The following is a 22,489-nucleotide window of genomic DNA, read 5'->3' on the forward strand; positions in this document are numbered from 1 at the left end:
GCCGACCAGCTGCAGTGGCAGTAAGCGACGCAGCTTAAACTCGCTGAAAAACTGTCTTGACCGATGGGTCCACTTTACTGGACCAGACAAGAACCAGGCGGAGCCTGCCGACCCTTGTCGAGGATCAGCTCAGTTACACCCTGCTCCCCGGCCTCCGACTCAGGGTCGTGGTGCACGAGGATTACGGCGTCGGCGTCCTGCTCGATCTGGCCCGAATCCCGAAGGTCACTAGCCTGAGGCTTCTTGCCCGGACGGCTCGCGGGGTTTCGGTTGAGCTGCGCCAGCACCAGCACCGGCACACCCAACTCCTTGGCAAGGTTCTTCATCGCAATCGAAACCTTGGCCACTGCATCGGTACGGTTCTGCGCTTTGCCATCCGTGCCCACCAACCCCAGGTAATCGATCATCAGGATATCGAGGCCCTTCTCACGCTTAAGCTTGCGAGCCTCTGCCCGGATCGCGCTTACCGTCAGGCCGGGAGTGTCATTGAGGTACAGCTCTGCGCCATTGATCTTGCTTGCCGCAATGCCGATACGATTCCACTCCTCCTGCTCCAGGCACTTCACTTCCTCCAGGCGCCGCAGGTCGATACCACCTTGCGAAGCGATAGTCCGCACGGTCAATTCCTCCTCGCCCATCTCCAGGGAAATGATCAGGCCCACCCCGGCACCGCGAATCGCCACATGGTTGACGATCTGCAGCCCCAGCATGGTCTTGCCGCTACCAGGTCGGCCAGCAATCACCACCATGCTCTTGGGGCGCAGAAAGCCGATTAGCTTGTCCAGATCCACAAGGCCCGTGGACAGCTTCGGCGGCGCCTTGTCGTTGAGAACATCGTCCATGGTGCTCAGCACCAGCGGGACCACGTCAGCCATCCGTTTGTACCCGGCCTTTCCAACCGATTGCAGTTCCCGCAGGTCAGCCATGGCCTCCTGAGCTGCGGCAATTACCTGGGGTGCCGGCGCGCCCTCTGCCACCTGCTGCGCCGCCAAGTCACCAATCTCGATGATCTTGCGCAACACCGCCCAATCCTTCATGTGCCGGACATAGGTCAACGCGTTCGCCGTCGATGGAACGTCACGGCTGAGCGTCACGGCATACGCCATGGTGCCTTGACCACTGGGAAGGCTTCGCTGAATCGACCCGACAGTGACCGCGTCAACGGGCATGTCCTGGGCCAAGCAATCACTGATTGTGTCGAACAAGGATGCATTGTCGGGGTGATAGAAGTCGGCCGAGGTCACCTGACCAACGATGTCATCGACCAGCGCTCGGTTGCCGTCCAGCGACGCCTGCATGATGGCGCCTAGGACGCCTTGCTCTGCCTCAGGCAGATACAGTTCGCGCTCCTGATTCATGCCTGAGCCCTCATTGAGGGCCAGGTGAAGCCAACTGCCTTTCCGCCGTTCTGACGCAATCGGTCGAGCGCTCGGTCGCCGATGTAGGCCTTCAGGCTAGCGGTATCCAGGTTGCTGATCAGTACCGTCGGCAGCACCAGCTGGTACCGGCGATCAATCACGTCGTGCAGCACACTCAGCTCGTACTCGGTCCCCTTCTGACAACCGACCTCATCGATCACCAGCAGGTCGAGGCTGGCCAAGTGCGCCAGCACATCGCGCTCGGTGTACTCGGCATCACTCGCCATCGAGCCACGAGCAACGCGGATGACCTCACCAGCAGTAACCAGGAGCGCCTTTGCGTGATCTGCGACAACCGTCCGGACGATGGCTGTAGCCAGGTGAGTTTTGCCACAGCCCACGTTGCCGGTGAGGATCAGCGAGCGGCCCGCACGATAGTTATCTGGGAAGCATTCAGCATACTCACGGCAGACGGTCAGCGCATGAGCCTGGGCAGCGCCAGCGCCGGTGCGGAAGTTGTCGAACGTGCTCGCAGCAAAGCGCGGGGTGATCCCGGCGGCGATCAGCTCACTGGTGACCCGCTCAGCCTTACGGTGGGCGCTCGCTTGGACAAAGACCTCGGAATCGCGTGGAGTCATGTTCAGTGCCTCCCAGGCGCAACGCTTACACCCACGGGCGAGCATAGAGCCGTCCAACTGCTCAACCTCGCTCATGTCGACCTCCCCGTGCACGGAGCAGTACCCGGCGAACACGCGCATGGCTGGCTGGCGGTGGAACAGATCAGAAATTTGGAACGCCATCAGGCACCTCCTGGTACATGTCTTCGGTGTGTTGCGGGAGATTGGTGAATGCCGAAGCTTTTCCACCGGCGCCAGCAAGCGGCCCAACCTCATCAGTCCACTTCTCACCGTTGAGCCAGCTCGACGCCAAAGGGACGTACTGGCCGTTGTCCTTGACCCAGTCGTGCTGCAGGCGCTGATTTCCAAGAGCAGTAATCAGGGTCTCGCGAAGCTCTGGATTCGGCTTAAGCTTCGCCCAGGCTTTTTTGGCGTCCTTCAGGGATTTCTTCTTCGGATACAGTTTCCAGAACTGATCAAACCCTTCCAGTGGATCGACCGAAGCGCCAGTAGAAGTATCTGCAGTAGTCTTTGTTGTAATCTCTGTATGAAGAACAGGGCAATCTGCACCAATGGAAGAGGGCAATTTGCCCCCTTCTGAACAGGGCAAATTGCCCTGTTCGAAGAGTGCACTGCTCTGGTAATTGATCGCGTAGTGATAGGTCCGGTCGTGCTTCGACTTGGCCAACTGCTCGGCGAAAATAATCCCCTGAGATTGCAATGACTTAAGCGCACGCTTGACGGTATCTACCGACCAGAAGGGGAACTGCTTCTGCCATTGATCAACGGTGTTGTAGACCCAGCGATGCCCGTCATGATCCAGGCCTGACTCCGTTTCATTGAGCCAATACTTGAGCTGCTGCAGTACGATCGCCTCATTCAGCCCAATACGCTCGGCAAGCTGGGGGTTGATGACAAGGGGGCGGAATTTGAAAAGCAAACTCATACAGACCTCCCCGCCGAGGCCACCAGCCGAAGGAATGGCTCTCGAGGATTGAACTTGCACCCGATCTCATCGAAGAGGACTTTGTTGCCTGCATCTGTCATGCAGAAATGCTCAGTGTTCTCTTGGATCAGCGTCGACACCGACTCAAAGCTCGCCTTAAAGAACTCTCGCGATCCGCTGATTCGCTCGTCCGAAAACGCCTCGTGCAAGTACAACTCAGCGTCACGCGGAAGCATCACTTCCCCATAGCAAAGCAGCGTAAACGGCGCGGGAGCACTGGTTGAGCTGGATAGCTCTTGGCAGCGCTGCATTGGCGAGCGATGGGTCATCCCGATCTTCAGGACGCCTGGCATACATGAATTACTCAGGCAATAAACGAATCCAAAGTTGCTCACAGCTCAAGCTCCTCGGTGATGCGGCGCACAAAGGCTTCGTAGCTCTCGGCCATCTGAAAGCCCTTGTCTTCCATTGCCAGCCGTCCGGCTTTCGCCAGTTCGTAGATCGTCCAGCGCTCGTGCTCTGGAATGCTCTTGAACTGGGCATAGCTCGGCCATGGTCCGGCGATTGTCGTCGCTCCAGCGCGCTGCTGGAGCGCCTTGGGGGGGGTAGATGGGCTCATTGAAGGGTCTCCGATGAGGGACCCGCGCTATCCGTCAGCTGATTGATCTGGACGAGCTTGGCGCGGGCGAAGGGCGAGCCCGGGCCGAACAGATCAGGCAGGTCTTCCTTGGGTGCTGTCCTCAGCCAATTGGATACAGCGGCAAAGCAAGCCTCGAACAGTGGACCGCCCTCCCCCCAACGGTCTGAGCTCCGATCTGCGCTGTTTTCCAAGCGCTCGACGTAAATCAGATCTGCGAGGCCGCGATCCAAGTTGCTGATATCCAAGCCATCGCGATGAACAGGGTTGACGCCAAGCAGATCAAGCAGCGTGCCAAGGCCGATCTTTTCGAAGGCCTCACCACGGTCATGCAGCAGCATGTTTCCAATGCCGGCCAGGAGCCCCTCGACCTGATCAAGCTCTTCCCGACGATGGTCATTAGCTCGCTGTTTGAGCTCTGCGATCTGCATCGGGGCGCCGGGCATTTCGACTTCGAAGATCCCGGCCTGACGACTAAACGTACGGCGCTCGGCCCAAATCTCCTTGCGGTGTTGGCCGGCGTTGCGAGCTACGTGCTGGATCAAGATGAACTTCACCTTCTCGGAAGCCCCAGGCTTCTCGCAGATATCCGCCATCTTGCGGACTTTCGCAGCGTTCAGTTTCAGCATGATTGTTCTCCAGCAGCGCCGAACAGTTCGGCCAGGTCAATTTGGTAAACGGCTGCCCAGGCGGCAGCAGGCCAGGATCGAACCCAGCCGAATCGAGGGTCTTGGACTTTCGGGGCGCTCACCCCGTGGCTGTCGCACCAGTTCTTGAGTGGGCGGAAACCCTGGCTGCCGAAGCTCCGGTGGGCGGCCTTCTCCACCGCAGTCACCGTGGCGTGCAGGCAGCCCCTGCCCAGCTCGTTCTCCAAGTGCATGACCTTGCGCACGGCAGCTGATGCGGTGGCCATGGCCGTGGCTTCACGCCGACTTCCGATCTTAGCCTTGGTGGCGATCGCATGGTCACGCTGCTCCAGCGCCAGCTGCTCCGAGCGCTTAGAGGCCAGCAGGTGCTCCAGGGCCGTGATGTAGTCGGTGGGGAGCGCGGGAGCGGGGACCGGCCTGAAGTAGTTGCTGACCAGCTGGCGCTGGACGGTCCAGGCCAGGTCGTCGGTCAGAGACTTGACCAACATCAGGTAGCCCTGCTCGGTCAGGACGATCAAACCGCGGTTCGGCACGTCGAAACCTAAACCGCGAATTTCGCTGTTTTCAGATCGAGCGATGACGTAGTAGTCACTACCGACGATGAGCCGGTCACGATGCTCGCGGAAATTGCGACCGGCAGTGTCATCCGGGCGCTCGTGCACCTGGTCGATCATCGCCAGGGTGACGACGCGTTGGCCCCGGTATTCGACGATGGGCAGCTGGGTGTTGTGAATGGTGATCAGGTTCATACGCCCGCCCCCTCACCCACAACACCGTGTGAAGCGCCCAAGTGGCGGTGGCGCCAGCAGAAATTTCCGCTGAAGGTGCGGGTTTGCTCCAGGTGTCGATCCAGCTCTTTCGCCAGGTCATTTTCGTAACCGCCCAGCATCGGGATAACCAATTGCCGGACTAGGTACTCAAGCTTCCGGTGCTCGCTACGCGCAAAGTTCATGTAGGCCATGGCTTGAGCGTCCAGAGCTGCTTCGCTCAGGACTACGCCGTCAATCACCGGGGCTACGATGGTCAGCGACTTACTCATTGCATACCTCCCGCGCCACGTTTCAGCGAGGTCGCTTTTTGTGGCGCGTCTTCCTGCTGAGGCTCGACTCCGGCGTGAGCTGCATACACAAGCGCCAGCGCTGATTCCGCTGCATAGAAGACGAGCGTGGCGTGATGGGTGACGGCTGGTTCCTGCATTAGCGCCCGAAGGCCTGCCACAACGGCTTCAAGCCGATCAGTGGCAGCACCCAAGGATTCATGCACCGGAATATCGCCAGAGGCCTCAAGTACGTCGTGCAGTCCGTACGTGGCGAACGGGCTCGAGAGGGTTTCGGCTTTAGGTCTCATTGCTCACCCCCGCGGCCCGCGGCGACGGCAACGCTCTTTTCAACCGACCAGATCAGCGCACTGACGGTCTCCCCCAGGAAGCTGAGTGCCGACATGCCGTCGCAATACGCAATCTCGCCCATGTTCAAGCTGTCGTGCATGTGCCGGCAAAGCTGGCTCATGCCAGAGGAAAGTGTCCGAGCCGCCCGCAGCGCATCTACCGCGTTCGCGCCAGCCGCGACGCTGAGCAGTTGCACGCCTTGGTTGTCGATTGGCGTTTCAAGGAAGCCGATCTCGGCAGTAAGGATCTGTTGCGCCAGTGTTGGCGGGGTGGTATTTTTTGAACTCATTTTGGTTTTCTCGAAGCAAAGTGATACCGAGACACCCGTTGGCGCGGGTGCCGACTTGAAGGCTCGACTTAGGTCGGGCTTTTTTGTGCCTGGCGTTTGGGCAAGCCCCATCTTCCACGGAACAAAAAATATGCAACCCCCTCCCCTGAGAGGGTCGTGACCTACCCTGGGCGGGTAGGCGGAGTAAAAGATCGCAGGCGCATATCACGGCTCCAAAATTTGCAAGTCACACCCTATGAGTGGCCGGGCAGTGCCCCCTCATAAGGAAAGAAAATTCACTGAAATCTCGTTTTGGCGGATAAGCCGCATCTTTCGGCAGGTATGCCACACGGATTTTGGATTTTTGATATCCGCGCATTGCGCGGAACATCTCGAATAACGCTCCCACCATACGATCCAACGGAGCTGCAATGCTTTTAACCGGGATTAAAGAACGCCCGTCGACCTCAGAAAGATTTCGCATGCGAAACTTTTCCACCATCCAACATCCGGCCAGCTGAAACGGCTGGATCGTCAAGACCCAAGGTCATTTGCAAAATCTGCCGCCCGCGCTCTATCTCGCCGATCAGGACTGGCTTGTCACGTTTCCAAGCATTCAGTTCTCGACCGGCAGCGCTCGCTACGTCTTTGCGGTCGTCAAATCTCTTGCAGGCGCGATTGAAAACATCCATCGCAGGCTGACTGCCCCGCAGAAGTGCGTCGATCTGCTCGTCCACCCAAATTTCGAAATCAACGGATAGCCAGCGCGCGAACTTCACAGCGAGCCGAGGGTGAATCCACGTGCCGCTATCCGGGGAGTTGCCTCGGCGCGAGGTCACGAAAGTAATGCGGGATTTCCCCGTATTACTCGCTGGCGCCCTGGCAGCCAGCTTTTCGAGATATTCACGAGTGGAAGCTAGGCGCAACCATTCATTCGGGACCTTCCCAAACCGTGCGGCGGCGCGCGTAGCGTTGATCCAGCCGTCCAGATTGAATTGCACAGGGTCGCCATCGAAGGGCAGCGAAATGACGTTGTTCACTGCGCACCTCCCGCACTGGATGGATGAACAGAGGGTTTGCCCGACTCAACGGCCAAGGCCACCTGGCGTATCGTTTGTTCCAAGGTAGGGCAACAGTCAGGCCCCCGATCATGCCGAGCTGGAAACGAGCGCACCTCGATAGCAGCAAAGGACCCATCGGTTTGTTGCGTGACGTAGACCGTTCGCCCAATGCGAATGGCCTTACTCAAAGCGCCTTGCGTCATGCCCAGGAGGGATGCTGCATGTGGCTGCCCGTGACCTTTAGCGAAATCTTTCAGGGGGACCATGATCATGGCCTACCTCCAGTTAGTACTTCGCCGAGATAGTACCTTTGGCATTTATTTGTTGCAATACCTTTGGCATTAGCATGGTATTACTATCGGGAATATTATTGGATGATGAAAAAGCCCCTACCCCCTGATCGCAAGGAAGAATGCCAAAGGCTCAAGGCGATCTTCGATGGCAAAAAAAAGGAGCTGAAGCTCACTCAGGAGAAGCTTGCGCACCTCTTGGGTATTAACCAGAGCTCGGTTAGCCATTATCTAAACGGAGTGAACCCGCTCAACGCCTCCGTAGCCGCAGCCTTCGCCAAGATCCTTGGGGTTTCTGTGTGGGATTTCAGCCCTCGCCTTGCAGAGGTGATTGAGTCCTTTGCATCCATGCAGGTAACTGCTGACTCCTTCAAGGCAACCTGGTCTCGCAGCGCCAAAGTATTGGATGCGATTCCTAATGAGCAGTATGTGCTCATCCCCCAACTCCTGGACGATAACTCATTTATCCCGGGGGTAAATGACGAGCATGTGGGGCTTACTGAGGGCATGTTGTTCCGGCGCGACTGGCTCAGAGATGCGGGGCTACATTTCCCAAACCTTCGCATCTTGTACGCCGCAGACGAAAGTATGGCTCCACATATCGCTCACGGAGACGTGGTGATGATCGACACATCCAAGAAAGCTCTTGAGGATGGGAAGATTTTTCTGATTAGGCGTCCTGATGGCAAAACCAGTATGCGAAGGGCATTTCAAATGATTTCTGGCGGTTGGGCGTTGAGGTCTGACAATCTGGATAAGCAAAGGTATCCCGATGAGACGCTTGATTGCGCAGCTGCCGATGGGCTTCCCATCGTAGGTCAGATAGCTTGGCGCGGCGGAGGCGCCAGGTAAGCAAGTCACAAAGCTGAAACCGCTTTCGAGCGGTTTTTTTGCGCCTCCCCAAAAAAATATTACCAAAGGCATTTACACAATAAATTGCCTTTGGTAATTTTATATCTGTCAACTCATCGCACGGAGCAAGCCCGCATGACCACTCAAACCATCACCGCCAGCGGCTGGACCGGTTTTCTCGGCATGGGGCTTGCTCCGCGTGAGCTTGAGGCGACTCTGTATGCAGCAAGCGACCTGACCCAAAAAGAGATTGCACGCTTGATGGGTATCAGCCCTAAGACCGTTGAAAAGCGCATCGAGGACGCCCGATTCAAGCTCGGCGCCAAGACCATGCGCGGCCTAGTTCTCGAGGCATTCAGGCGCGGAGTGATCAGCCCAGCAGCGGTACTGGCCGCGATCATGGCAGTGCACGGCGTTGTCAGCGACGACCAGTTACTGCGCGTTCGCCGTGGCAACAACGGCAACGAGCGAAAGATTGAAACCCGTGTAGCAACCCGGCATGCCGAGTGCTCCCAGGCGATGGCGTGACACTGCCCGCCTGACCTGATCAAACCCTGATTTTGCGAAAGCCAACAACGCGGCAGGCCCTCGGCTTGCCTGAAATAAGGAGATTCACATGCTTATGCTCAGCCGTTCTCAAGGCAAAGCCATCGTCATCGGCGGGAACATTCGCGTCACTGTCGCCCAGGTCCATGGCAACCAAGTGCGTCTCGGTATTGAGGCTCCTCACGGCGTTATCGTAGATCGCGAGGAGATCCACCGCCGTCGCATCGCGGACGCCGAAGCCGCTCATGACGCAAGCTTCTGCATCGATGAACAGGTTCGGTTGGTCGCCGACGCCCGCCGCTACCGCTTCCTGCGCGATCGCGCCTGCATTGAGGACGTCGACACCGACCTTCTGGTCGTTGGCGGGGATGTTCACTTCACGGGCGAGGAGCTGGATCGGGAGATCGACTCCGCTCTGCGCCTGGAGCAACTGCAGGAGCAGCGGCCATGACCCATGCAAAGCCAGCGCACAGCGAGTTCCAAGACTTGGGCCTGCGCCTGGTGCGCTTCGGCCAAGCGCTGCAGGACAACACTACCAGCGTCGGGCAACTGAACCGCCTTGCCAAGGATTGCGGCATCACGCTGCGCCTGCGCGCCGTAGCCAACACAGAGGGCGCCAGCCATGCGCACCCTCGCTGATATGGCGCTCTGCCGCGCTCGAGGTCGCATTCACTCCGTGCAGTCCAGGGCTTCCGCCAAGGCGCCTGCGAAGGTCACTTCCGCCAGTGTCACTAGCACCAGTGCCGCGGCGGTGGTGAATGGCCCGATCAACCGCTTCATGTTCCTAGAGGGACGCAACTGGGCGATTGACTTGGTTGGCTCGCTCAGCGGCTCGCCAGTCGAGGTTGTGGTTGAGCGCCTGGCAGGCGCAACGGCCAATCGTCCTGGCAGCTACGTCGCCGGCATCCAGTCGGTGATCAGCAAATTGCAGGCAGGGAGTGATCAAGCCGAGGCAGGAGTATGACCAGGAGTCGCAGCGTAAAGCGGTGGACTGAAGCAGAGGACAAGCTGATCTGCCAGCTCTATTCGGAGAGGACCAATAAGGAAATGTGCGTCCTGCTGCCAGAGCGAACCAAGACGGCTATCACATTGCGCGCAGCTCATTTCGGCATCAGGAAGACAAAAGAGCATCGGTCAGCAATATCCAGACAGACATTCCTTGCCACCTGCGAAGCATTAGGAATTCAGCCTGGCCAAGCGCCCAGGCCCATAGGGTCGACCCACAGGAAAGGCCGCTACATCCTGATCAAGGTGGCGCAGCCGGATGTGTGGAAGCCGCTGCACACCCATGTATGGGAGCAAGCGCATGGCCCGGTGCCTGAGGGAATGATTGTCGCCGCGAAGGATGGCAACGTCCGGAACACTGACCTGAGCAACTTGTGCCTGCGGACTTTCGCTGAAAACCAGCTGCGTCGGAATAGGCACTACAAGGACTTGCCGGAGGGGATTGTCGACATCCTCCACCTTCAGAACGAAATCAAGAAAGCTATCAAGAGGAAGACCCATCGTGAAAAATAAACTCAGCGACCTGCGCGACCATCTATTTGCCCAACTGGAGGCGGTGCGCGAGGCTAGCGACGAAGACCTGCCGAAGGAAGTTCAGCGCGCCCAGTCCGTCTCTGACATCAGTCGCGTGCTGATCGAAAGCGCCAAGGTGGAGATCGACTACTACCGCCACATCGGGGGAGACAACCCCGCCAGCTCGTTCATTGAATCGAAGCCAGCGCTACCACCTGGGCGAAATATCTGACGTGACAGGTTTGCGTGACAAGCAAAGCCTGACGCGTCAGGACGGGAGGAAGGAATGAGCGAAGAAACCGAAGTGCTCACGGTCGACGGCCTGGCCAAACTGCTTGGCCGGACCGAGGCATCGATCAGGGAGGGGATTCGCCGCGGCGTGCCGTGGCTGCCCAAGAGCTTCAAGATGGGCAACCGGCACTGCTGGTTGAAGGAGGACGTGCGCAAGTTCTTGCGTGAGTACCGGGACGGGGAGCACCAGAAGCCAAAGCCGGGGCGCAAGCGGAAAGAGCCGCCGTCGCTCCGGGTAGCCTAAACGCTTGATACAGCGTCACACTTCCAAATAGAGTGCAATGGGATGAACGATAATCTGGTTCACTGGGGGCCGATGGAAATGCGCTTCCAGTCCCTGCAGGGCCATCGTGGTGTTTCGAATGATTTCACTCATAGGGCCTCCACCGAGCGGTTGTACATCGTCGTCTTCTTCAGTCGTTTCGTCGTAAGCCCGGCATTGCGTAATCATACCGAGCAGCACGAGCTCAACCTGTGCCATCCGTGAATAGGTTTTGAAAACGAAATCCTCAGATTCCTTTAAGCACTCTCGCTTAAGATCAGCATTGACCCGGCAATCTTCCATATCCATAGAAAGGTCAAAGCGCCTCTTGAAGCCATGCTCCAGAACGGCGGCCATATTTTTGTATTGCAGACGATCGTTGGCAGACTTTTCTTTCGGGACTTGCGATTTGGAAAGTCTATCGAGCTCAGTCTTGAGCTGCGCCAGCTTAATTTTTCTACTAGAATTATCAGGCAAACTAAAGATATCGACCAACAACTGCTCTCGCTCATCATTTGCTGCAACGATGGAAATCGCATCTTGCATATCAACTAACGTTTCGAGGCTGTTAAGAATTTCTATAGTATCAAGGAAACTAGCCTTTGCCTTAAGACGAATGAACTTTCGGCCCTCTGGATCGTCAACAAGCTCTGAAAACGTATTATCCGATGTTACAGAAATCAGCTTGCCGCTTTCTTTCAGCTTATCTTCAAACAACACATAGGCGTAATCGTGGAGGAATTTCTTCTCCACATGAGCAGAGGTAGTCTCAATTATCTCTGCAAGTTTTTGACCGCTGTTGCGTGGACCTTCTTGTTCTTCAACATCAGAGTCAGATCGCTTAGACTCCTTAATCACATAATCTGTAACGCCCTCAAGTAACTGAGAAGATAGCGAATACATCTTATATTCATCGAGGTACACGAAGCTTTTCACGCTCTGACTTCCTTCTCATAAAATCTTGATAAAATTTATTGCGCGTAGAGTTTGCTGACCAGACCGTAAAGGCACACGTGACAATGAAGAAAAAAACTCCAATAGAGAAAATTATTACATTAATCACGCCACATCTCCCACATTCGTGGATGAATATATAATCCTGTCGTATACAGCCCAGCAGAGTAGGAAGGAACAGCACGACATCAAGATGGACATACTAAGAACCGCACCCTGATTAATATCCTTATTAACCTCACCCAACAAAGCGAAGGCAAATAGCGCAGCGTAAAAAATAATCGCCAGCGCGGAAATACCGGTTATCGCAGATTTCCAGCCTGACTCACTAGATTCGGTATATCTAATCTCGGCGAGAATAGAAATCTGCATTACTATGCCCAGAGAAATAAAATCAGAAGCGCTGACCCAGGCAACCTTATCGCCATTTACCAGAAAAGCGACAAACAGCCGTATAAGAATTGGCACCATACCGAACAGAACGGTATAGATGAGCCACAGGACCTTTTTTTCACTGAGCTTGACGATAATCGCCTCCAACCTCGATGAGACATGACGGCATCATGCCATCAGCTGGAATTTACCCTAGTTTTTCGGCTAAGTCATGCGGGCTAAGATGAGTGTAACGTTTGAGCATCGCCAGGGTCTTGTGACCCGTGATGCTCGCGACTTCCATCATGGTGAAGCCGCGCTCAAAGAAACGACTGGTTGCCTCATGGCGCAGGTCGTGAAGGCGTAGACCTTCGATCCCAGCAGCCTCGCAGGCCCTAGGGAAGTAGTTGCTGATCGTGTTGAGCGCCAGACTGAAGTACCGACCGCCGCCGATCGGCGTGGGCAAGCCCTCAAGCAGGGCGATTGCCCGGGAGGATAGTGGCACAGCGCGCCTCTCGCCGTTCTTGGTGTCTTCCAGGTAGGCTACTTTGCCGCGCACCTGGTCGCGACGCAGCATCAGCAGTTCAGACCGACGCATCGCCGTCTCCACCGCCAGCTCGATGAACACAGGGAGCTGGGCATTCATCTGGCCAGCCGCCTTATACAGAGCAGTGAGCTCCGCAGGCGTTGGACGACGATCACGCTCCTTGCTGCCCTTCGGCATCCGGATCGCCCGGCACGGGTTGGTCAGGCCCTCGATTCCCCATTCCTTGGTGGCCACCGTGTACAAGTGGCTGATCACCGCCAGATTCAGGCGCACGGTCGCAGTCGACTTGCCTTCCTTGAGCTCAGCGTCGCGGTAAGCCGCCATGTCGCTGGAGCGGATCGCGGCCAACCCCTTGCCGGCCAGCTTGTGCACCTTCCACTTCTTGATGCGGACCTCTTCCTGCTTGGCGCCCTTCTTGGTGGAGGTCACCTCTGACAGGTAGCGGTCCAAGGCCTCCGCCAAGGTGGTGCTCTCGGCCTCGCGCATGTCGACGAAGCGCGCACGCGACATATCACCCTCGATCTCGGCCGCCCAGCGCTGGGCTTCTGCCTTGGTGTCGAAGGTGGCGGAAAGGGTTGGGTATCCTTTGCGGCGGATCTGGGCGCGCCAGGCGTCGCCGCGTTTTTCGTAGTAGGCCATGGCGGAATGATAGCGAACGCCTGGGGGAATATCATCCTCCCCCAATTCCCCCAAAATTCCCCCAAATGAAAAAGGCCCCGAGGGCTATAAGCGCTCGTGGCCTTTAATATGGCGGAGAGATAGGGATTTGAACCCTAGGTACTGTTGCCAGTACAACGGATTTCGAATCCGTCCCGTTCGGCCACTCCGGCATCTCTCCAGTGGCGCGCATGATACCAGCAGTTTGCCAAAAGGCAAAGCGCCTTGCGAAAAAAATTCGCGTGGTATCAGGCGCTTGCGTTAAAACGCCAGCTTACAGCGGTACGCCCAGGCGCTTGGCCACTTCTTCGTAAGCTTCGATGACGTCACCGAGGCCCTGACGGAAGCGGTCCTTGTCCATCTTCTTGCGGGTTTCCTTGTCCCACAGGCGGCAGCCGTCCGGGCTGAACTCGTCACCCAGCACGATTTCGCCGTGGAATACGCCGAACTCCAGCTTGAAGTCCACCAGCAGCAGGCCAGCGTCGTCGAACAGCTTGGTCAGTACTTCATTGACCTTCAGCGACAGCGCTTTCATTTTCGCCAGTTGCTCGGCAGTGCCCCAACCAAACGCAACAACGTGCGATTCGTTGATGAACGGATCGCCCTTTTCGTCGTTCTTCAGGAACAGTTCGAAGGTCGAAGGCTCCAGCTTGATGCCTTCCTCAACACCCAGGCGCTTGACCAGGCTGCCAGCAGCATAGTTACGCACGACGCACTCGACCGGAATCATGTCGAGTTTTTTGACCAGGCACTCGTTGTCACCCAGCAGTTTGTCGAACTGAGTCGGGATACCCGCTTCTTCGAGCTTCTGCATGATGAAGGCGTTGAACTTGTTGTTCACCATACCTTTGCGGTCGAGCTGTTCGATACGCTTGCCGTCGAACGCCGAAGTGTCGTTGCGAAACAGCAGGATCAAGCGGTCAGCGTCATCGGTCTTGTAAACCGACTTGGCTTTGCCGCGGTAGAGTTCTTCACGTTTTTCCATGATGGGCTCCGCTTGCTAAGTTAGATGGGCCGGGCGATTTCGCGCCAGTCGAGCCCTGAATCCTGATTGGCCACCTGTAGCCAGCCCGGGTCACACCCCAAGGCGTCGACAAAACACTGCCGGGCCAGCTGTGGCTGGTTGTTCTTGCTACTGAGGTGGGCCAGCACCAGATGCTGCAGCTTGTGCCAACCCAACTCGGCCACCAGGCGCGCGGCCTGATGGTTGTTCAAATGTCCTAGATCACCACCCACCCGCTGCTTGAGGAAATAGGGGTAATGCCCTCTCGCCAGCAGATCACGGCAGTGATTGGCCTCAATCAACAAGGCGTCCAGATCCTGATAGTGAGTCAACAGCCGATCATCATACGAACCCAGGTCGGTCAGCACACCCAATCGCCGATGACCGTCACTGAACACATACTGCAGTGGCTCCAGCGCATCGTGCGCCACAGCAACAGCGGTAATACTCAAGCTGCCCACCTGTAACCGCTCGTCACCGGCCAGGAAGCCTGCGACCTCGACGGGCTTGCGCATCCCACGCAACGTCCCACGGCTGAGGTAGACCGGTAGATTGTAGCGCCGCGCCAGCAAACCAACGCCATGAACATGGTCGGCATGTTCATGGGTAACGACGATGGCATTCAATTGATCTGGCGCTACGCCGAGCAGCGCCAGGCGCCGCTCGGTTTCCCGCAGGGAAAAGCCACAATCGACCAGCACACAGGTGTCGTCACTGGCGATCAGCGTACCATTGCCCTGGCTACCGCTTCCTAGTACGGCGAAGCGCACTTAACCCAGGTTGTCCTGAATGACACTCAACACACGACGAGCGACATCAGCTGGCGCGACGGTGTTGATGTTTTTCTCGACCGTAACCTGGACGCTGTCACCCACCTTGCTCAGGCGAACCTGATAACGCTCGGCACGGGCTTCACGCTCTTCCTTGCTCGGCTCGCTGCCCAACAGCTTGCCGAAGAAACCAGGCTCCTGGTCGTGCTTCTCGGCTTTCTCGGCCAGGTTGATGTAGTAAAGGCCCAGGCTGCGGTTGATGTCTTCGACACGCCACTCACCGTGCTCCAAGGCGCGGCCCACACTGGACCAGGCACGATCAAGGTCGGCGCCCAGGTTCAATACCGGGTTGCCGCTGCCGTCTTCGCTCAGGCTGACACGGCTAGGGGCATCGAAATCACGAGCAGCAAGCAGCGAGACGGAACCGCCCTTCTCGGCGCTACGGGTCATGCTGGCGAGCATTTCATCGACCAGCAGGGCATCAGCGGCGGTATTGACGGAACGCGCCGGGAAATCAACCTCGGCGGTACTGCCGGCCGGACGCTCAGCAGTCACCACATAGACTTCACTGGTGCCCCGCTGCACACCCGGTTCGATGCGTACACGCGCACGCATTTCACTGTCACCGCTGGTGGCGGTGCTTGCCAAGCGTTTTGCCATGGCGGCCGACAGCTCGTCGGAACGCTGCCAGGTGGTCGTGAACTCACCGGTTTGCGGACGCTCTTCGGCAATACGGAAACCGTTGTCTTCAAAGAACTGACGAGCCACTGGCCAGACTTCAGCCGGTGCACGCTGGGCCAGTACCCAACGCGAGTTACCACTCTTCTGCAGGCTGAAGTCGCTGGCTTCACCCGCCGCCGACAACGGCAGCGGACGCGGCACGTCGAACTCGCCCTTGGTACTGCTGTCCGCGACGTTACGCGGGATCGGCAGCAGCGGGTCGAGACGCTTGGCACTGCTGACATCCGGTGGCAGTTGCATCGGCGGCTTCTGGGTAGCCTCCAGATAGTCGCCGCCACGGTCACGGAAGTAACCGTCTTCACCCCACAGCCAGCCGCACCCGCTGGTGCTGGAGATAATCAAGGCAAGGGCGGAAAGACCAGCCAATCGCTTCATGCGGTGTACTTCCTCAGTTAAACCAGTACGCCGGACTGGCGCATGGCCTGCCGCAGCGTTTCATGACAAGGTTCGCTCAGCCAGGTCAGCGGCAGGCGAATGCCTTTGTGCATCAGGCCCATTTCCACCAACGCCCACTTCACCGGGATCGGGTTGGCTTCGATGAACAGGTCCCTGTGCAGCGGCATCAGTTTTTCGTTGATGGCACGGGCCGTTTCGGCATCGCCCTTGAGGGCGGCTTCACACAGGTCGGCCATTTCGCGTGGCGCAACGTTGGCGGTTACCGAGATATTGCCCTTGCCGCCCATCAGGATCAGCTCAACGGCGGTTGGATCATCGCCGGACAGGACGATGAAGTCCTTGCTGACGCCATCCAGGATGGCCTTGGCGCGCTTCAGGTCGCCTGTGGCTTCCTTGATACCGATGATGTTCGGTACGGTCGACAGACGAATGACGGTCTCTGCCTGCATGTCGCAGGAAGTACGGCCGGGCACGTTGTAGAGAATCTGCGGGATGTCTACGGCTTCAGCGATATGCTTGAAGTGCTGGTACAAGCCTTCCTGGGTAGGCTTGTTGTAGTACGGCACCACCAGCAGGCAGGCATCAGCCCCGGCGTTCTTGGCGTTGCGGGTCAGCTCGACCGCTTCACGCGTGGAGTTGGCGCCGGTGCCAGCGATCACCGGGATACGCCCGTTGACCTGTTTGACTACAGCCTCGATGACTTTGATGTGTTCTTCGACATCAAGGGTCGCAGACTCGCCGGTCGTACCGACGGCAACGATGGCATGAGTACCGTTTTTCAGGTGAAAGTCCACGAGTTTGCTGAGGCTGTCCCAGTCAAGACGCCCTTGTGCATCCATGGGTGTGACCAATGCCACCATACTGCCCGCAATCATGAAACTGCTCCTGCCGGAAAAAGAGAGCGGTAATGGTACTGGCGCCATCGGGCTTGCACAAGCGAAGCAGGTGGCCGGAGCATTCCCCTCGGCAGCAGTTTTCGCTACCCTTCCCTCTTTGATCGGTACGCAGCAGCCCCCTGGCTTGCTGATGATGCACCTCGGCTGCGCCCTGACCCTCGATTCTGAGCGGCGGAACGATATAAAGCACAGCCTCTTGCCACGTCACGTACTGACCGCTCATCGCTTTAGGAATGCTGCATGTCCACCCCCACCGTTCGCGAACAATTCCTTGTCATCAGCGCCCTGGGCCCCAATCCCATGGAGCTGACCAACATCCTGTGCCGCACCAGCAACGACAACCGTTGCTCTGTCGTAACCTCGCGCCTGACACGCCACGGGGAATGCAGCGCACTGGTGCTCCAGGTATCGGGCAGCTGGGACGCACTGGCGCGGCTCGAGGCTGCACTCCCAAGCCTGGCCAAGAAGCACAGTTTCACGGTCAATGTCGTGCGCAGCGCAGGCCTGGAGGTTCGCCCACTATCCTTGCCGTACGTCGCCTACATCAGCGCCGCCTATCGGCCCGATATCATCAATGAGCTGTGCCAGTTCTTCCTCGACCACCGGGTAGAGCTGGAGAACCTGACCTGCGATACCTATCAGGCACCGCAAACCGGCGGCACCATGCTCAACGCCACGTTCACCGTGACGCTGCCTGCGGGCACACAGATCAGCTGGCTGCGCGACCAGTTCCTGGACTTCGCCGACGCACTCAACCTGGATGCGCTGATCGAACCCTGGCGCCCACAAAACCCCATGTAAGGAATGCACCATGGCTGTTGAACTCGATCAATCGGTACCCGCTTTCCAGGCCGAGGCCACCAGCGGCAAGCAGATCAACCTGGAAGCCCTGAAAGGCCGTCAGGTCGTGCTGTACTTCTACCCCAAGGACAGCACCCCGGGCTGCACCACCGAAGGCCAGGGTTTTCGGGATCACTACGCGGCCTTCCAGGCGGCCGACACCGAGGTGTTCGGCGTTTCCCGCGACAGCCTCAAATCGCACGAGAACTTCAAGTGCAAGCAGGCGTTCCCGTTTGAGCTGATCAGCGACAAGGACGAGGCGTTGTGCCAGTTGTTCGACGTGATCAAGCTTAAGAAGCTCTATGGCAAGGAATACCTGGGCGTAGACCGCAGCACCTTCCTGATCGACAAGGATGGTGTACTGCGCCAGGAGTGGCGTGGCGTGAAAGTACCGGGCCACGTTGAAGCCGTGCTGGCCCAAGCGCAGGCGTTGAACAAGGCCTGAAGCGCTATCGTCGGCAAGGCCGGCTCCTGATGGATCTGGCCTTGCCGGTGATCAACCCTGCCTGACGTTACAGCAATGGCGCCACAGGCGGTTCCCGGCGAGGCCAGGCATCCAGCACCGCCTTGAACAGGGTCGCCAACGGAATCGCAAAGAAGATCCCCCAGAACCCCCACAGCCCGCCGAACAACAGCACGGCGCAGATGATTGCGACCGGGTGCAGGCTGACGGCTTCGGAGAACAACAACGGCACCAACACGTTGCCGTCCAGCGCCTGAATGATCGCGTACACCGCCATCAGGTAAATGAACTGGTCTCCCCAGCCCCACTGGAACAAGGCGATCAATGTCACCGGCACGGTCACCACCACCGCCCCGACATAGGGCACTACCACCGACAGACCGACCAGCAGTGCCAGCAGCGCCGCGTAGTTCAGCCCGAGGGCGACAAAGGCGATGTAGGTCGCGACCCCGCAAATCAGGATCTCGATACCTTTACCGCGAATGTAGTTGGCGATCTGCCGGTTCATGTCCTCGGCCACACGAGTCATCAAGGCCCGCTCACGCGGAAGGTATCCACTGACCCAACGTGCGATCAGTTCACGGTCCTTGAGGAAAAAGAACACCAGGATCGGTACCAGCACCAGGTAGATCATGACGTTGACCAACAGTGGCAGGCTGGACAACGAGAAGGTCAGCGCCCACTGGCCGAACTTGCCGATCTCGCCACGCATCACTTCAATGGCCTGCAAGACCTGTTCGTCCGAGACCAGGTGCGGATAACGCTCCGGCAGCAGCAACAACAGCGACTGCCATTTGCCAAGCATGCCAGGCAGTTCGTTGAACAGGGTGATCAACTGATGCCACAGCAACGGCACCAGCACCAACAGGAACACCGCCAGCGCCCCCATGAACAGTGTGAACACCAGTGCCACGGCAATCTTGCTGGGAACCTTGAAACGCTCCAGGGCATTGACCAGGCCTTGCATGAGAAACGCCAGGACCATGCCTGCCAACACGGGCGCGAGCATCCCGCCAAGGGTCAATATCGCGGCAAACGCCAGGAACAGCAGCACCGCCAGCACCACTGCCTCCTCATCGGAGAAATAGCGCTGCATCCAGTCGCGAAGCACTTTGAACATCAACAATCCTTAAATACGGGGGAAGACTCAGGCTTTCTTCAGCCAGTAGCTGAAAACCCCGGCCTCGGCCTTTTCGAGTAGCAGCGTGTGACCTGCCAATTGAGCAAAAGTGCGAAAATCACGTTGCGAACCCGCGTCGGTGGCGATCACCTTGAGCACCGCGCCACTGGCAAGCCGATTGAGCTCCAGCTTGGCCTTGAGCAGAGGCAGCGGGCAATTCAGGCCACTGGCATCGAGCTCGGCGTCACAGGGCAGGCTATCGGTCATCGGTTCTCTCCTGGCAGGCGCCCGGTCAAGGGCATTGATACAAAGCAAGCCCGGTAGAATACCGCCTCTGGTCGCAGACGTGCGAGCGGGCTACAGTAAGGTCTTTGTCGACCAGAGCTTCGTGCATGAATTTTTTGCGCCCTACCTTGCTGACGCTGGCCTGCCTGTTGGCGCTACCGAGCCATGCCGACGACCTTCCGTCACTCGGCGACGCCAGCTCGGCCATTGTCTCGCCGCAACAGGAGCACCAACTGGGCCGTGCCTGGCTCAGCCTATTGCGGGGCAATGTCGGCCAACTGTCCGACCCCCAGCTCAAGGATTATGTCGAGACCAGTGTCTACCGGCTTGCCGAAACCAGCCAACTGCAGGACCGGCGCCTGGAGTTCATCCTGATCGACAGCAAAGAGCTGAACGCCTTTGCTGCGCCCGGCGGCATTGTCGGGGTCAACGGAGGGCTGTTCCTCAACGCCCAGAACGAAGGCGAATATGCCTCGGTACTCGCCCACGAACTGGCGCACTTGTCGCAGCGCCACTTTGCCCGTGGGGTTGAAGCCCAGCAACGCATGCAACTGCCGATGATGGCGGCACTGCTGGCGGGGATAGTGGTTGCGGCTTCCGGTGCCGGGGATGCCGGTATTGCCGCCATCGCCGGCTCCCAGGCTGCCGCGATCCAGGAACAACGGCGCTTCTCCCGACAGAACGAGCAGGAAGCCGACCGTATCGGCATCATCAACCTGGAAAAGGCTGGCTACGACCCACGGAACATGCCCAGCATGTTCGAGCGTTTGATGCGCCAGTACCGTTTCGACGCCAAGCCGCCAGAATTCCTGCTGACTCACCCGGTGACCGAGTCGCGTATTGCCGACACCCGCAACCGTGCCGAACAGGCACCTGCCGGCGGCACCGAAGACAGCCTGCGTTACCAATTGATGCGTTCTCGGGTGCAATTGACCTACGAGGGCACCCCCGGCCTTGCGGCCAAACGCTTCCGCGCCATGCTCGAGGAAAACCCCACACTCGATGCCGCACGCTATGGCCTGGCCATCGCCCAGACCAAGGGCGGCCAACTGAACGAAGCCCGCGAAAACCTCAAGCCTTTGCTGGCCAAGGCACCGAACGACATCACCTACAACCTGGCGCAAATCGACCTGGACATTACCAATAATCGACTGGCCGACGCCGAACAACGGGTGACTAAGATGCTCACCCTCTACCCCGGCAGCTACCCACTGCAGCAGGCCCGGGCCGATGTATTGCTGAAACTGAATCGCCCCGCCGAAGCGGAAAAGGCGCTGGACGGTTTGCTGAAGAACCGCCCAGACGATCCGGATGTCTGGTATGAAGTGGCCGAGGCACGCGGCCTGTCAGGCAACACGATAGGCCTGCACCAGGCTCGCGCAGAGTACTTTGCCCTGGTCGGCGACTACGACCAGGCAATTCAGCAGCTTGATTACGCCAAACGCCGTGCCGGCAACAACTTCCAGTTGGCGTCGCGCCTCGATGCACGGCAACGGGAAATGCTTGAGCAGCAACGCATGGTCAAGGAAATGATGCGCTAACCCACGTACGGCAGCAGCCCCACAGCACATGGGGCTGCCCTGCCGACGCAGGATTCAGCGTGTATCAGGCGTTACCGGACAACTTCATCCGCGCTGCATGGGTGAAATCCAGCATGCGTTTGAGCGGGCGAATGGCCTGCGGAATCAACGCAGCGTCCACAAAAATCTCGTTACTGCCCTCACGCAGGCACTGCAGGGTGCGCTCCAGCGTGTTCATGGCCATCCATGGGCAGTGGGCGCAACTGCGGCATGCGGCACCGTTACCTGCGGTAGGCGCTTCGACGAAGACTTTGTCCGGGCACAGCTGCTGCATCTTGTAGAAAATGCCGCGATCGGTGGCGACGATAAAGGTTTTGTTCGGCATGCTTTGCGCAGCGGCAATCAACTGGCTGGTGGAACCCACCGCATCGGCCAGCTCGATCACTGCCTCAGGGGATTCAGGGTGAACCAGAATCGCCGCATCGGGGTACAGCGCTTTCATGTCCGCCAATTGTCGCGACTTGAACTCTTCGTGAACAATGCACGCGCCGTCCCAGAGCAGCATGTCGGCGCCGGTCTGTTTCTGGATATAACGCCCCAGATGCTGGTCCGGCCCCCAGATAATGGTCTCGCCGTTATCCATGAGGCTTTCAACGATTTCCAGCGCACAACTGGAGGTTACCACCCAGTCGGCCCGCGCCTTGACTGCTGCCGACGTATTGGCATAAACCACTACGGTGCGCTCAGGGTGCTTGTCGCAGAACGCCGAGAACTCGTCCACCGGGCAACCCAGGTCGAGCGAGCAGGTCGCTTCAAGCGTTGGCATCAGCACACGCTTCTCAGGGTTGAGGATCTTGGCGGTTTCGCCCATGAAGCGAACACCGGCAACTACGACCGTCTTGGCCGGGTGCTTGTTGCCAAAGCGAGCCATTTCCAGCGAGTCAGACACGCAGCCGCCCGTCTCCTCGGCAAGTGCCTGAATAACCGGGTCACAGTAATAGTGCGCCACCAGGACCGCATCCTGCGCCTTGAGCTCAGCAGCGATGGCGGCACGGTAATGGGCTTCTTCTTCCGGTGTCAGTGGCTTGGGTTGCTTGGCATCCAAGTGAGCTTGAACCAGAAGGCGTTCGGAGATATGCGTCATGTTCGGCAAGACCTGCAGGCGCTGATACGCGTAAGTCGAGTGTATCACCGAGCCCCGGCAAATCGGCTACAGGTTCCGTCGGCAAGTGCCCGAACGGCAAT

At 58.2% G+C, this 22,489-nt stretch carries 33 protein-coding genes and 1 tRNA gene; 11 read left to right on the forward strand and 23 right to left on the reverse strand.

Annotated elements, in window-relative coordinates:
* Positions 1–74 precede the first annotated feature (74 nt).
* From EKA13_RS11875 to EKA13_RS28700, 12 genes are all read right to left on the reverse strand, one after another.
* Positions 75–1,358 carry a replicative DNA helicase gene (locus tag EKA13_RS11875; RefSeq protein ID WP_083199796.1) on the reverse strand — a complete coding sequence of 428 codons (1,284 nt, stop codon included), beginning with the start codon at positions 1,356–1,358 and terminating at the stop codon, positions 75–77.
* Positions 1,355–2,158 (reverse strand): ATP-binding protein, encoded by an 804-nt coding sequence (locus tag EKA13_RS11880; RefSeq protein WP_065759595.1) that lies wholly within the window; start codon positions 2,156–2,158, stop codon positions 1,355–1,357. Before EKA13_RS11880 ends, EKA13_RS11875 begins: the two co-directional genes overlap by 4 nt.
* The gene (locus EKA13_RS11885; protein WP_065759596.1) at positions 2,139–2,921 is read right to left on the reverse strand and encodes a hypothetical protein; all 783 of its coding nucleotides are present in this window, start codon (positions 2,919–2,921) and stop codon (positions 2,139–2,141) included. The genes EKA13_RS11880 and EKA13_RS11885 overlap by 20 nt, the downstream gene beginning before the upstream one ends.
* Positions 2,918–3,316, reverse strand: a complete 399-nt coding sequence (locus tag EKA13_RS11890) for a GIY-YIG nuclease family protein (RefSeq protein ID WP_125862927.1) — start codon at positions 3,314–3,316, stop codon at positions 2,918–2,920. Before EKA13_RS11890 ends, EKA13_RS11885 begins: the two co-directional genes overlap by 4 nt.
* On the reverse strand, positions 3,313–3,540 hold the full coding sequence (locus EKA13_RS11895) for a hypothetical protein (RefSeq protein ID WP_065759598.1): 228 nt from the start codon (positions 3,538–3,540) through the stop codon (positions 3,313–3,315). Before EKA13_RS11895 ends, EKA13_RS11890 begins: the two co-directional genes overlap by 4 nt.
* Positions 3,537–4,187 (reverse strand): hypothetical protein, encoded by a 651-nt coding sequence (locus EKA13_RS11900; protein WP_065759599.1) that lies wholly within the window; start codon positions 4,185–4,187, stop codon positions 3,537–3,539. Before EKA13_RS11900 ends, EKA13_RS11895 begins: the two co-directional genes overlap by 4 nt.
* Positions 4,181–4,954, reverse strand: a complete 774-nt coding sequence (locus EKA13_RS11905; protein ID WP_065759600.1) for an ORF6N domain-containing protein — start codon at positions 4,952–4,954, stop codon at positions 4,181–4,183. The genes EKA13_RS11900 and EKA13_RS11905 overlap by 7 nt, the downstream gene beginning before the upstream one ends.
* Positions 4,951–5,244: a hypothetical protein gene (locus tag EKA13_RS11910; protein WP_065759601.1), complete on the reverse strand. Its 294-nt coding sequence runs from the start codon at positions 5,242–5,244 to the stop codon at positions 4,951–4,953. The genes EKA13_RS11905 and EKA13_RS11910 overlap by 4 nt, the downstream gene beginning before the upstream one ends.
* A complete protein-coding gene (locus EKA13_RS11915) occupies positions 5,241–5,552 on the reverse strand; it encodes a hypothetical protein (RefSeq protein ID WP_065759602.1) in 312 nt (103 codons plus the stop codon). Before EKA13_RS11915 ends, EKA13_RS11910 begins: the two co-directional genes overlap by 4 nt.
* Positions 5,549–5,881, reverse strand: coding sequence for a hypothetical protein (locus EKA13_RS11920; RefSeq protein ID WP_065759603.1), 333 nt, complete (start codon positions 5,879–5,881; stop codon positions 5,549–5,551). Before EKA13_RS11920 ends, EKA13_RS11915 begins: the two co-directional genes overlap by 4 nt.
* 446 nt (positions 5,882–6,327) lie before the next feature.
* Positions 6,328–6,900 (reverse strand): KilA-N domain-containing protein, encoded by a 573-nt coding sequence (locus EKA13_RS11925; protein WP_065759604.1) that lies wholly within the window; start codon positions 6,898–6,900, stop codon positions 6,328–6,330.
* A complete protein-coding gene (locus tag EKA13_RS28700) occupies positions 6,897–7,193 on the reverse strand; it encodes a Cro/CI family transcriptional regulator (RefSeq protein WP_083199797.1) in 297 nt (98 codons plus the stop codon). Before EKA13_RS28700 ends, EKA13_RS11925 begins: the two co-directional genes overlap by 4 nt.
* Positions 7,194–7,295: 102 nt before the next feature.
* Between EKA13_RS28700 and EKA13_RS11935 the strand changes: the two genes are divergently transcribed.
* From EKA13_RS11935 to EKA13_RS11970, 8 genes are all read left to right on the forward strand, one after another.
* Positions 7,296–8,063 carry a LexA family transcriptional regulator gene (locus tag EKA13_RS11935; RefSeq protein ID WP_245704324.1) on the forward strand — a complete coding sequence of 256 codons (768 nt, stop codon included), beginning with the start codon at positions 7,296–7,298 and terminating at the stop codon, positions 8,061–8,063.
* Between the two features lie 135 nt (positions 8,064–8,198).
* Positions 8,199–8,591: a response regulator transcription factor gene (locus EKA13_RS11940; RefSeq protein WP_065759605.1), complete on the forward strand. Its 393-nt coding sequence runs from the start codon at positions 8,199–8,201 to the stop codon at positions 8,589–8,591.
* Positions 8,592–8,685: 94 nt separating this feature from the next.
* Positions 8,686–9,060, forward strand: a complete 375-nt coding sequence (locus tag EKA13_RS28845) for a carbon storage regulator (RefSeq protein WP_425415172.1) — start codon at positions 8,686–8,688, stop codon at positions 9,058–9,060.
* Entirely contained in the window at positions 9,057–9,248 is a 192-nt protein-coding gene (locus EKA13_RS11950; protein ID WP_065759607.1) for a hypothetical protein, read from the forward strand. The genes EKA13_RS28845 and EKA13_RS11950 overlap by 4 nt, the downstream gene beginning before the upstream one ends.
* A complete protein-coding gene (locus EKA13_RS11955) occupies positions 9,232–9,573 on the forward strand; it encodes a hypothetical protein (protein ID WP_065759608.1) in 342 nt (113 codons plus the stop codon). The genes EKA13_RS11950 and EKA13_RS11955 overlap by 17 nt, the downstream gene beginning before the upstream one ends.
* Before the next feature lie 83 nt (positions 9,574–9,656).
* On the forward strand, positions 9,657–10,127 hold the full coding sequence (locus EKA13_RS11960) for an HNH endonuclease signature motif containing protein (protein ID WP_245704325.1): 471 nt from the start codon (positions 9,657–9,659) through the stop codon (positions 10,125–10,127).
* Positions 10,117–10,359 carry a hypothetical protein gene (locus EKA13_RS11965; protein ID WP_065759610.1) on the forward strand — a complete coding sequence of 81 codons (243 nt, stop codon included), beginning with the start codon at positions 10,117–10,119 and terminating at the stop codon, positions 10,357–10,359. The genes EKA13_RS11960 and EKA13_RS11965 overlap by 11 nt, the downstream gene beginning before the upstream one ends.
* Before the next feature lie 54 nt (positions 10,360–10,413).
* Positions 10,414–10,662, forward strand: coding sequence for a helix-turn-helix transcriptional regulator (locus EKA13_RS11970; RefSeq protein WP_065759611.1), 249 nt, complete (start codon positions 10,414–10,416; stop codon positions 10,660–10,662).
* A 15-nt stretch (positions 10,663–10,677) separates the two neighbouring features.
* Here the strand turns inward: EKA13_RS11970 and EKA13_RS11975 are convergent, their stop codons facing one another.
* The 8 genes from EKA13_RS11975 to dapA all read right to left on the reverse strand — a co-directional run bounded on the left by EKA13_RS11975 (position 10,678) and on the right by dapA (position 16,995).
* Positions 10,678–11,616: a DUF6414 family protein gene (locus EKA13_RS11975; protein ID WP_065759612.1), complete on the reverse strand. Its 939-nt coding sequence runs from the start codon at positions 11,614–11,616 to the stop codon at positions 10,678–10,680.
* Between the two features lie 123 nt (positions 11,617–11,739).
* A complete protein-coding gene (locus EKA13_RS11980) occupies positions 11,740–12,174 on the reverse strand; it encodes a hypothetical protein (RefSeq protein ID WP_083199798.1) in 435 nt (144 codons plus the stop codon).
* A gap of 40 nt (positions 12,175–12,214) precedes the next feature.
* On the reverse strand, positions 12,215–13,192 hold the full coding sequence (locus EKA13_RS11985) for an integrase (protein ID WP_065759613.1): 978 nt from the start codon (positions 13,190–13,192) through the stop codon (positions 12,215–12,217).
* Positions 13,193–13,301: 109 nt separating this feature from the next.
* Positions 13,302–13,391, reverse strand: a tRNA-Ser gene (locus EKA13_RS11990).
* Between the two features lie 93 nt (positions 13,392–13,484).
* Positions 13,485–14,195, reverse strand: a complete 711-nt coding sequence (purC, locus tag EKA13_RS11995) for a phosphoribosylaminoimidazolesuccinocarboxamide synthase (protein WP_009399599.1) — start codon at positions 14,193–14,195, stop codon at positions 13,485–13,487.
* Between the two features lie 20 nt (positions 14,196–14,215).
* Positions 14,216–14,983, reverse strand: a complete 768-nt coding sequence (locus tag EKA13_RS12000) for an MBL fold metallo-hydrolase (protein ID WP_065759614.1) — start codon at positions 14,981–14,983, stop codon at positions 14,216–14,218.
* A complete protein-coding gene (bamC, locus tag EKA13_RS12005; protein WP_065759615.1) occupies positions 14,984–16,099 on the reverse strand; it encodes an outer membrane protein assembly factor BamC in 1,116 nt (371 codons plus the stop codon).
* A 17-nt stretch (positions 16,100–16,116) separates the two neighbouring features.
* Positions 16,117–16,995: a 4-hydroxy-tetrahydrodipicolinate synthase gene (gene dapA / locus EKA13_RS12010; RefSeq protein WP_065759616.1), complete on the reverse strand. Its 879-nt coding sequence runs from the start codon at positions 16,993–16,995 to the stop codon at positions 16,117–16,119.
* A gap of 261 nt (positions 16,996–17,256) precedes the next feature.
* On the opposite strand from dapA, the gene EKA13_RS12015 reads away from it, so the two are divergent.
* Positions 17,257–17,817 (forward strand): glycine cleavage system transcriptional repressor, encoded by a 561-nt coding sequence (locus EKA13_RS12015; RefSeq protein ID WP_065759617.1) that lies wholly within the window; start codon positions 17,257–17,259, stop codon positions 17,815–17,817.
* A gap of 10 nt (positions 17,818–17,827) precedes the next feature.
* Positions 17,828–18,301: a peroxiredoxin gene (locus EKA13_RS12020; RefSeq protein WP_065759618.1), complete on the forward strand. Its 474-nt coding sequence runs from the start codon at positions 17,828–17,830 to the stop codon at positions 18,299–18,301.
* A gap of 67 nt (positions 18,302–18,368) precedes the next feature.
* Here the strand turns inward: EKA13_RS12020 and EKA13_RS12025 are convergent, their stop codons facing one another.
* Together EKA13_RS12025 and EKA13_RS12030 are read right to left on the reverse strand one after the other, a co-directional pair.
* Complete coding sequence (locus EKA13_RS12025; RefSeq protein ID WP_065759619.1) at positions 18,369–19,439, reverse strand: AI-2E family transporter; 1,071 nt, start codon at positions 19,437–19,439, stop codon at positions 18,369–18,371.
* Between the two features lie 27 nt (positions 19,440–19,466).
* Entirely contained in the window at positions 19,467–19,706 is a 240-nt protein-coding gene (locus EKA13_RS12030) for a sulfurtransferase TusA family protein (protein ID WP_065759620.1), read from the reverse strand.
* Positions 19,707–19,831: 125 nt separating this feature from the next.
* Between EKA13_RS12030 and EKA13_RS12035 the strand changes: the two genes are divergently transcribed.
* Complete coding sequence (locus EKA13_RS12035; RefSeq protein WP_065759621.1) at positions 19,832–21,265, forward strand: M48 family metalloprotease; 1,434 nt, start codon at positions 19,832–19,834, stop codon at positions 21,263–21,265.
* 64 nt (positions 21,266–21,329) lie between these two features.
* Here the strand turns inward: EKA13_RS12035 and nadA are convergent, their stop codons facing one another.
* Positions 21,330–22,388 (reverse strand): quinolinate synthase NadA, encoded by a 1,059-nt coding sequence (nadA, locus tag EKA13_RS12040; protein ID WP_065759622.1) that lies wholly within the window; start codon positions 22,386–22,388, stop codon positions 21,330–21,332.
* Positions 22,389–22,489 lie beyond the last annotated feature (101 nt).

The organism is Pseudomonas defluvii (assembly GCF_001695625.1).
Taxonomy (GTDB): Bacteria; Pseudomonadota; Gammaproteobacteria; order Pseudomonadales; family Pseudomonadaceae; genus Aquipseudomonas; species Aquipseudomonas defluvii.

What these genes read in the sequence shown, in the direction of transcription:
- EKA13_RS11875 (WP_083199796.1), bottom strand. Translation starts at nt 1,358, where the DNA reads ATGAATCAGGAGCGCGAACTGTATCTGCCTGAGGCAGAGCAAGGCGTC.
- EKA13_RS11880 (WP_065759595.1), bottom strand. Translation starts at nt 2,158, where the DNA reads ATGGCGTTCCAAATTTCTGATCTGTTCCACCGCCAGCCAGCCATGCGC.
- EKA13_RS11885 (WP_065759596.1), bottom strand. Translation starts at nt 2,921, where the DNA reads ATGAGTTTGCTTTTCAAATTCCGCCCCCTTGTCATCAACCCCCAGCTT.
- EKA13_RS11895 (WP_065759598.1), bottom strand. Translation starts at nt 3,540, where the DNA reads ATGAGCCCATCTACCCCCCCCAAGGCGCTCCAGCAGCGCGCTGGAGCG.
- EKA13_RS11900 (WP_065759599.1), bottom strand. Translation starts at nt 4,187, where the DNA reads ATGCTGAAACTGAACGCTGCGAAAGTCCGCAAGATGGCGGATATCTGC.
- EKA13_RS11905 (WP_065759600.1), bottom strand. Translation starts at nt 4,954, where the DNA reads ATGAACCTGATCACCATTCACAACACCCAGCTGCCCATCGTCGAATAC.
- EKA13_RS11910 (WP_065759601.1), bottom strand. Translation starts at nt 5,244, where the DNA reads ATGAGTAAGTCGCTGACCATCGTAGCCCCGGTGATTGACGGCGTAGTC.
- EKA13_RS11915 (WP_065759602.1), bottom strand. Translation starts at nt 5,552, where the DNA reads ATGAGACCTAAAGCCGAAACCCTCTCGAGCCCGTTCGCCACGTACGGA.
- EKA13_RS11920 (WP_065759603.1), bottom strand. Translation starts at nt 5,881, where the DNA reads ATGAGTTCAAAAAATACCACCCCGCCAACACTGGCGCAACAGATCCTT.
- EKA13_RS28700 (WP_083199797.1), bottom strand. Translation starts at nt 7,193, where the DNA reads ATGATCATGGTCCCCCTGAAAGATTTCGCTAAAGGTCACGGGCAGCCA.
- EKA13_RS11935 (WP_245704324.1), top strand. Translation starts at nt 7,296, where the DNA reads ATGATGAAAAAGCCCCTACCCCCTGATCGCAAGGAAGAATGCCAAAGG.
- EKA13_RS11940 (WP_065759605.1), top strand. Translation starts at nt 8,199, where the DNA reads ATGACCACTCAAACCATCACCGCCAGCGGCTGGACCGGTTTTCTCGGC.
- EKA13_RS28845 (WP_425415172.1), top strand. Translation starts at nt 8,686, where the DNA reads ATGCTCAGCCGTTCTCAAGGCAAAGCCATCGTCATCGGCGGGAACATT.
- EKA13_RS11950 (WP_065759607.1), top strand. Translation starts at nt 9,057, where the DNA reads ATGACCCATGCAAAGCCAGCGCACAGCGAGTTCCAAGACTTGGGCCTG.
- EKA13_RS11955 (WP_065759608.1), top strand. Translation starts at nt 9,232, where the DNA reads ATGCGCACCCTCGCTGATATGGCGCTCTGCCGCGCTCGAGGTCGCATT.
- EKA13_RS11960 (WP_245704325.1), top strand. Translation starts at nt 9,657, where the DNA reads ATGTGCGTCCTGCTGCCAGAGCGAACCAAGACGGCTATCACATTGCGC.
- EKA13_RS11970 (WP_065759611.1), top strand. Translation starts at nt 10,414, where the DNA reads ATGAGCGAAGAAACCGAAGTGCTCACGGTCGACGGCCTGGCCAAACTG.
- EKA13_RS11985 (WP_065759613.1), bottom strand. Translation starts at nt 13,192, where the DNA reads ATGGCCTACTACGAAAAACGCGGCGACGCCTGGCGCGCCCAGATCCGC.
- purC (WP_009399599.1), bottom strand. Translation starts at nt 14,195, where the DNA reads ATGGAAAAACGTGAAGAACTCTACCGCGGCAAAGCCAAGTCGGTTTAC.
- bamC (WP_065759615.1), bottom strand. Translation starts at nt 16,099, where the DNA reads ATGAAGCGATTGGCTGGTCTTTCCGCCCTTGCCTTGATTATCTCCAGC.
- dapA (WP_065759616.1), bottom strand. Translation starts at nt 16,995, where the DNA reads ATGATTGCGGGCAGTATGGTGGCATTGGTCACACCCATGGATGCACAA.
- EKA13_RS12015 (WP_065759617.1), top strand. Translation starts at nt 17,257, where the DNA reads ATGTCCACCCCCACCGTTCGCGAACAATTCCTTGTCATCAGCGCCCTG.
- EKA13_RS12020 (WP_065759618.1), top strand. Translation starts at nt 17,828, where the DNA reads ATGGCTGTTGAACTCGATCAATCGGTACCCGCTTTCCAGGCCGAGGCC.
- EKA13_RS12025 (WP_065759619.1), bottom strand. Translation starts at nt 19,439, where the DNA reads ATGTTCAAAGTGCTTCGCGACTGGATGCAGCGCTATTTCTCCGATGAG.
- EKA13_RS12030 (WP_065759620.1), bottom strand. Translation starts at nt 19,706, where the DNA reads ATGACCGATAGCCTGCCCTGTGACGCCGAGCTCGATGCCAGTGGCCTG.
- EKA13_RS12035 (WP_065759621.1), top strand. Translation starts at nt 19,832, where the DNA reads ATGAATTTTTTGCGCCCTACCTTGCTGACGCTGGCCTGCCTGTTGGCG.
- nadA (WP_065759622.1), bottom strand. Translation starts at nt 22,388, where the DNA reads ATGACGCATATCTCCGAACGCCTTCTGGTTCAAGCTCACTTGGATGCC.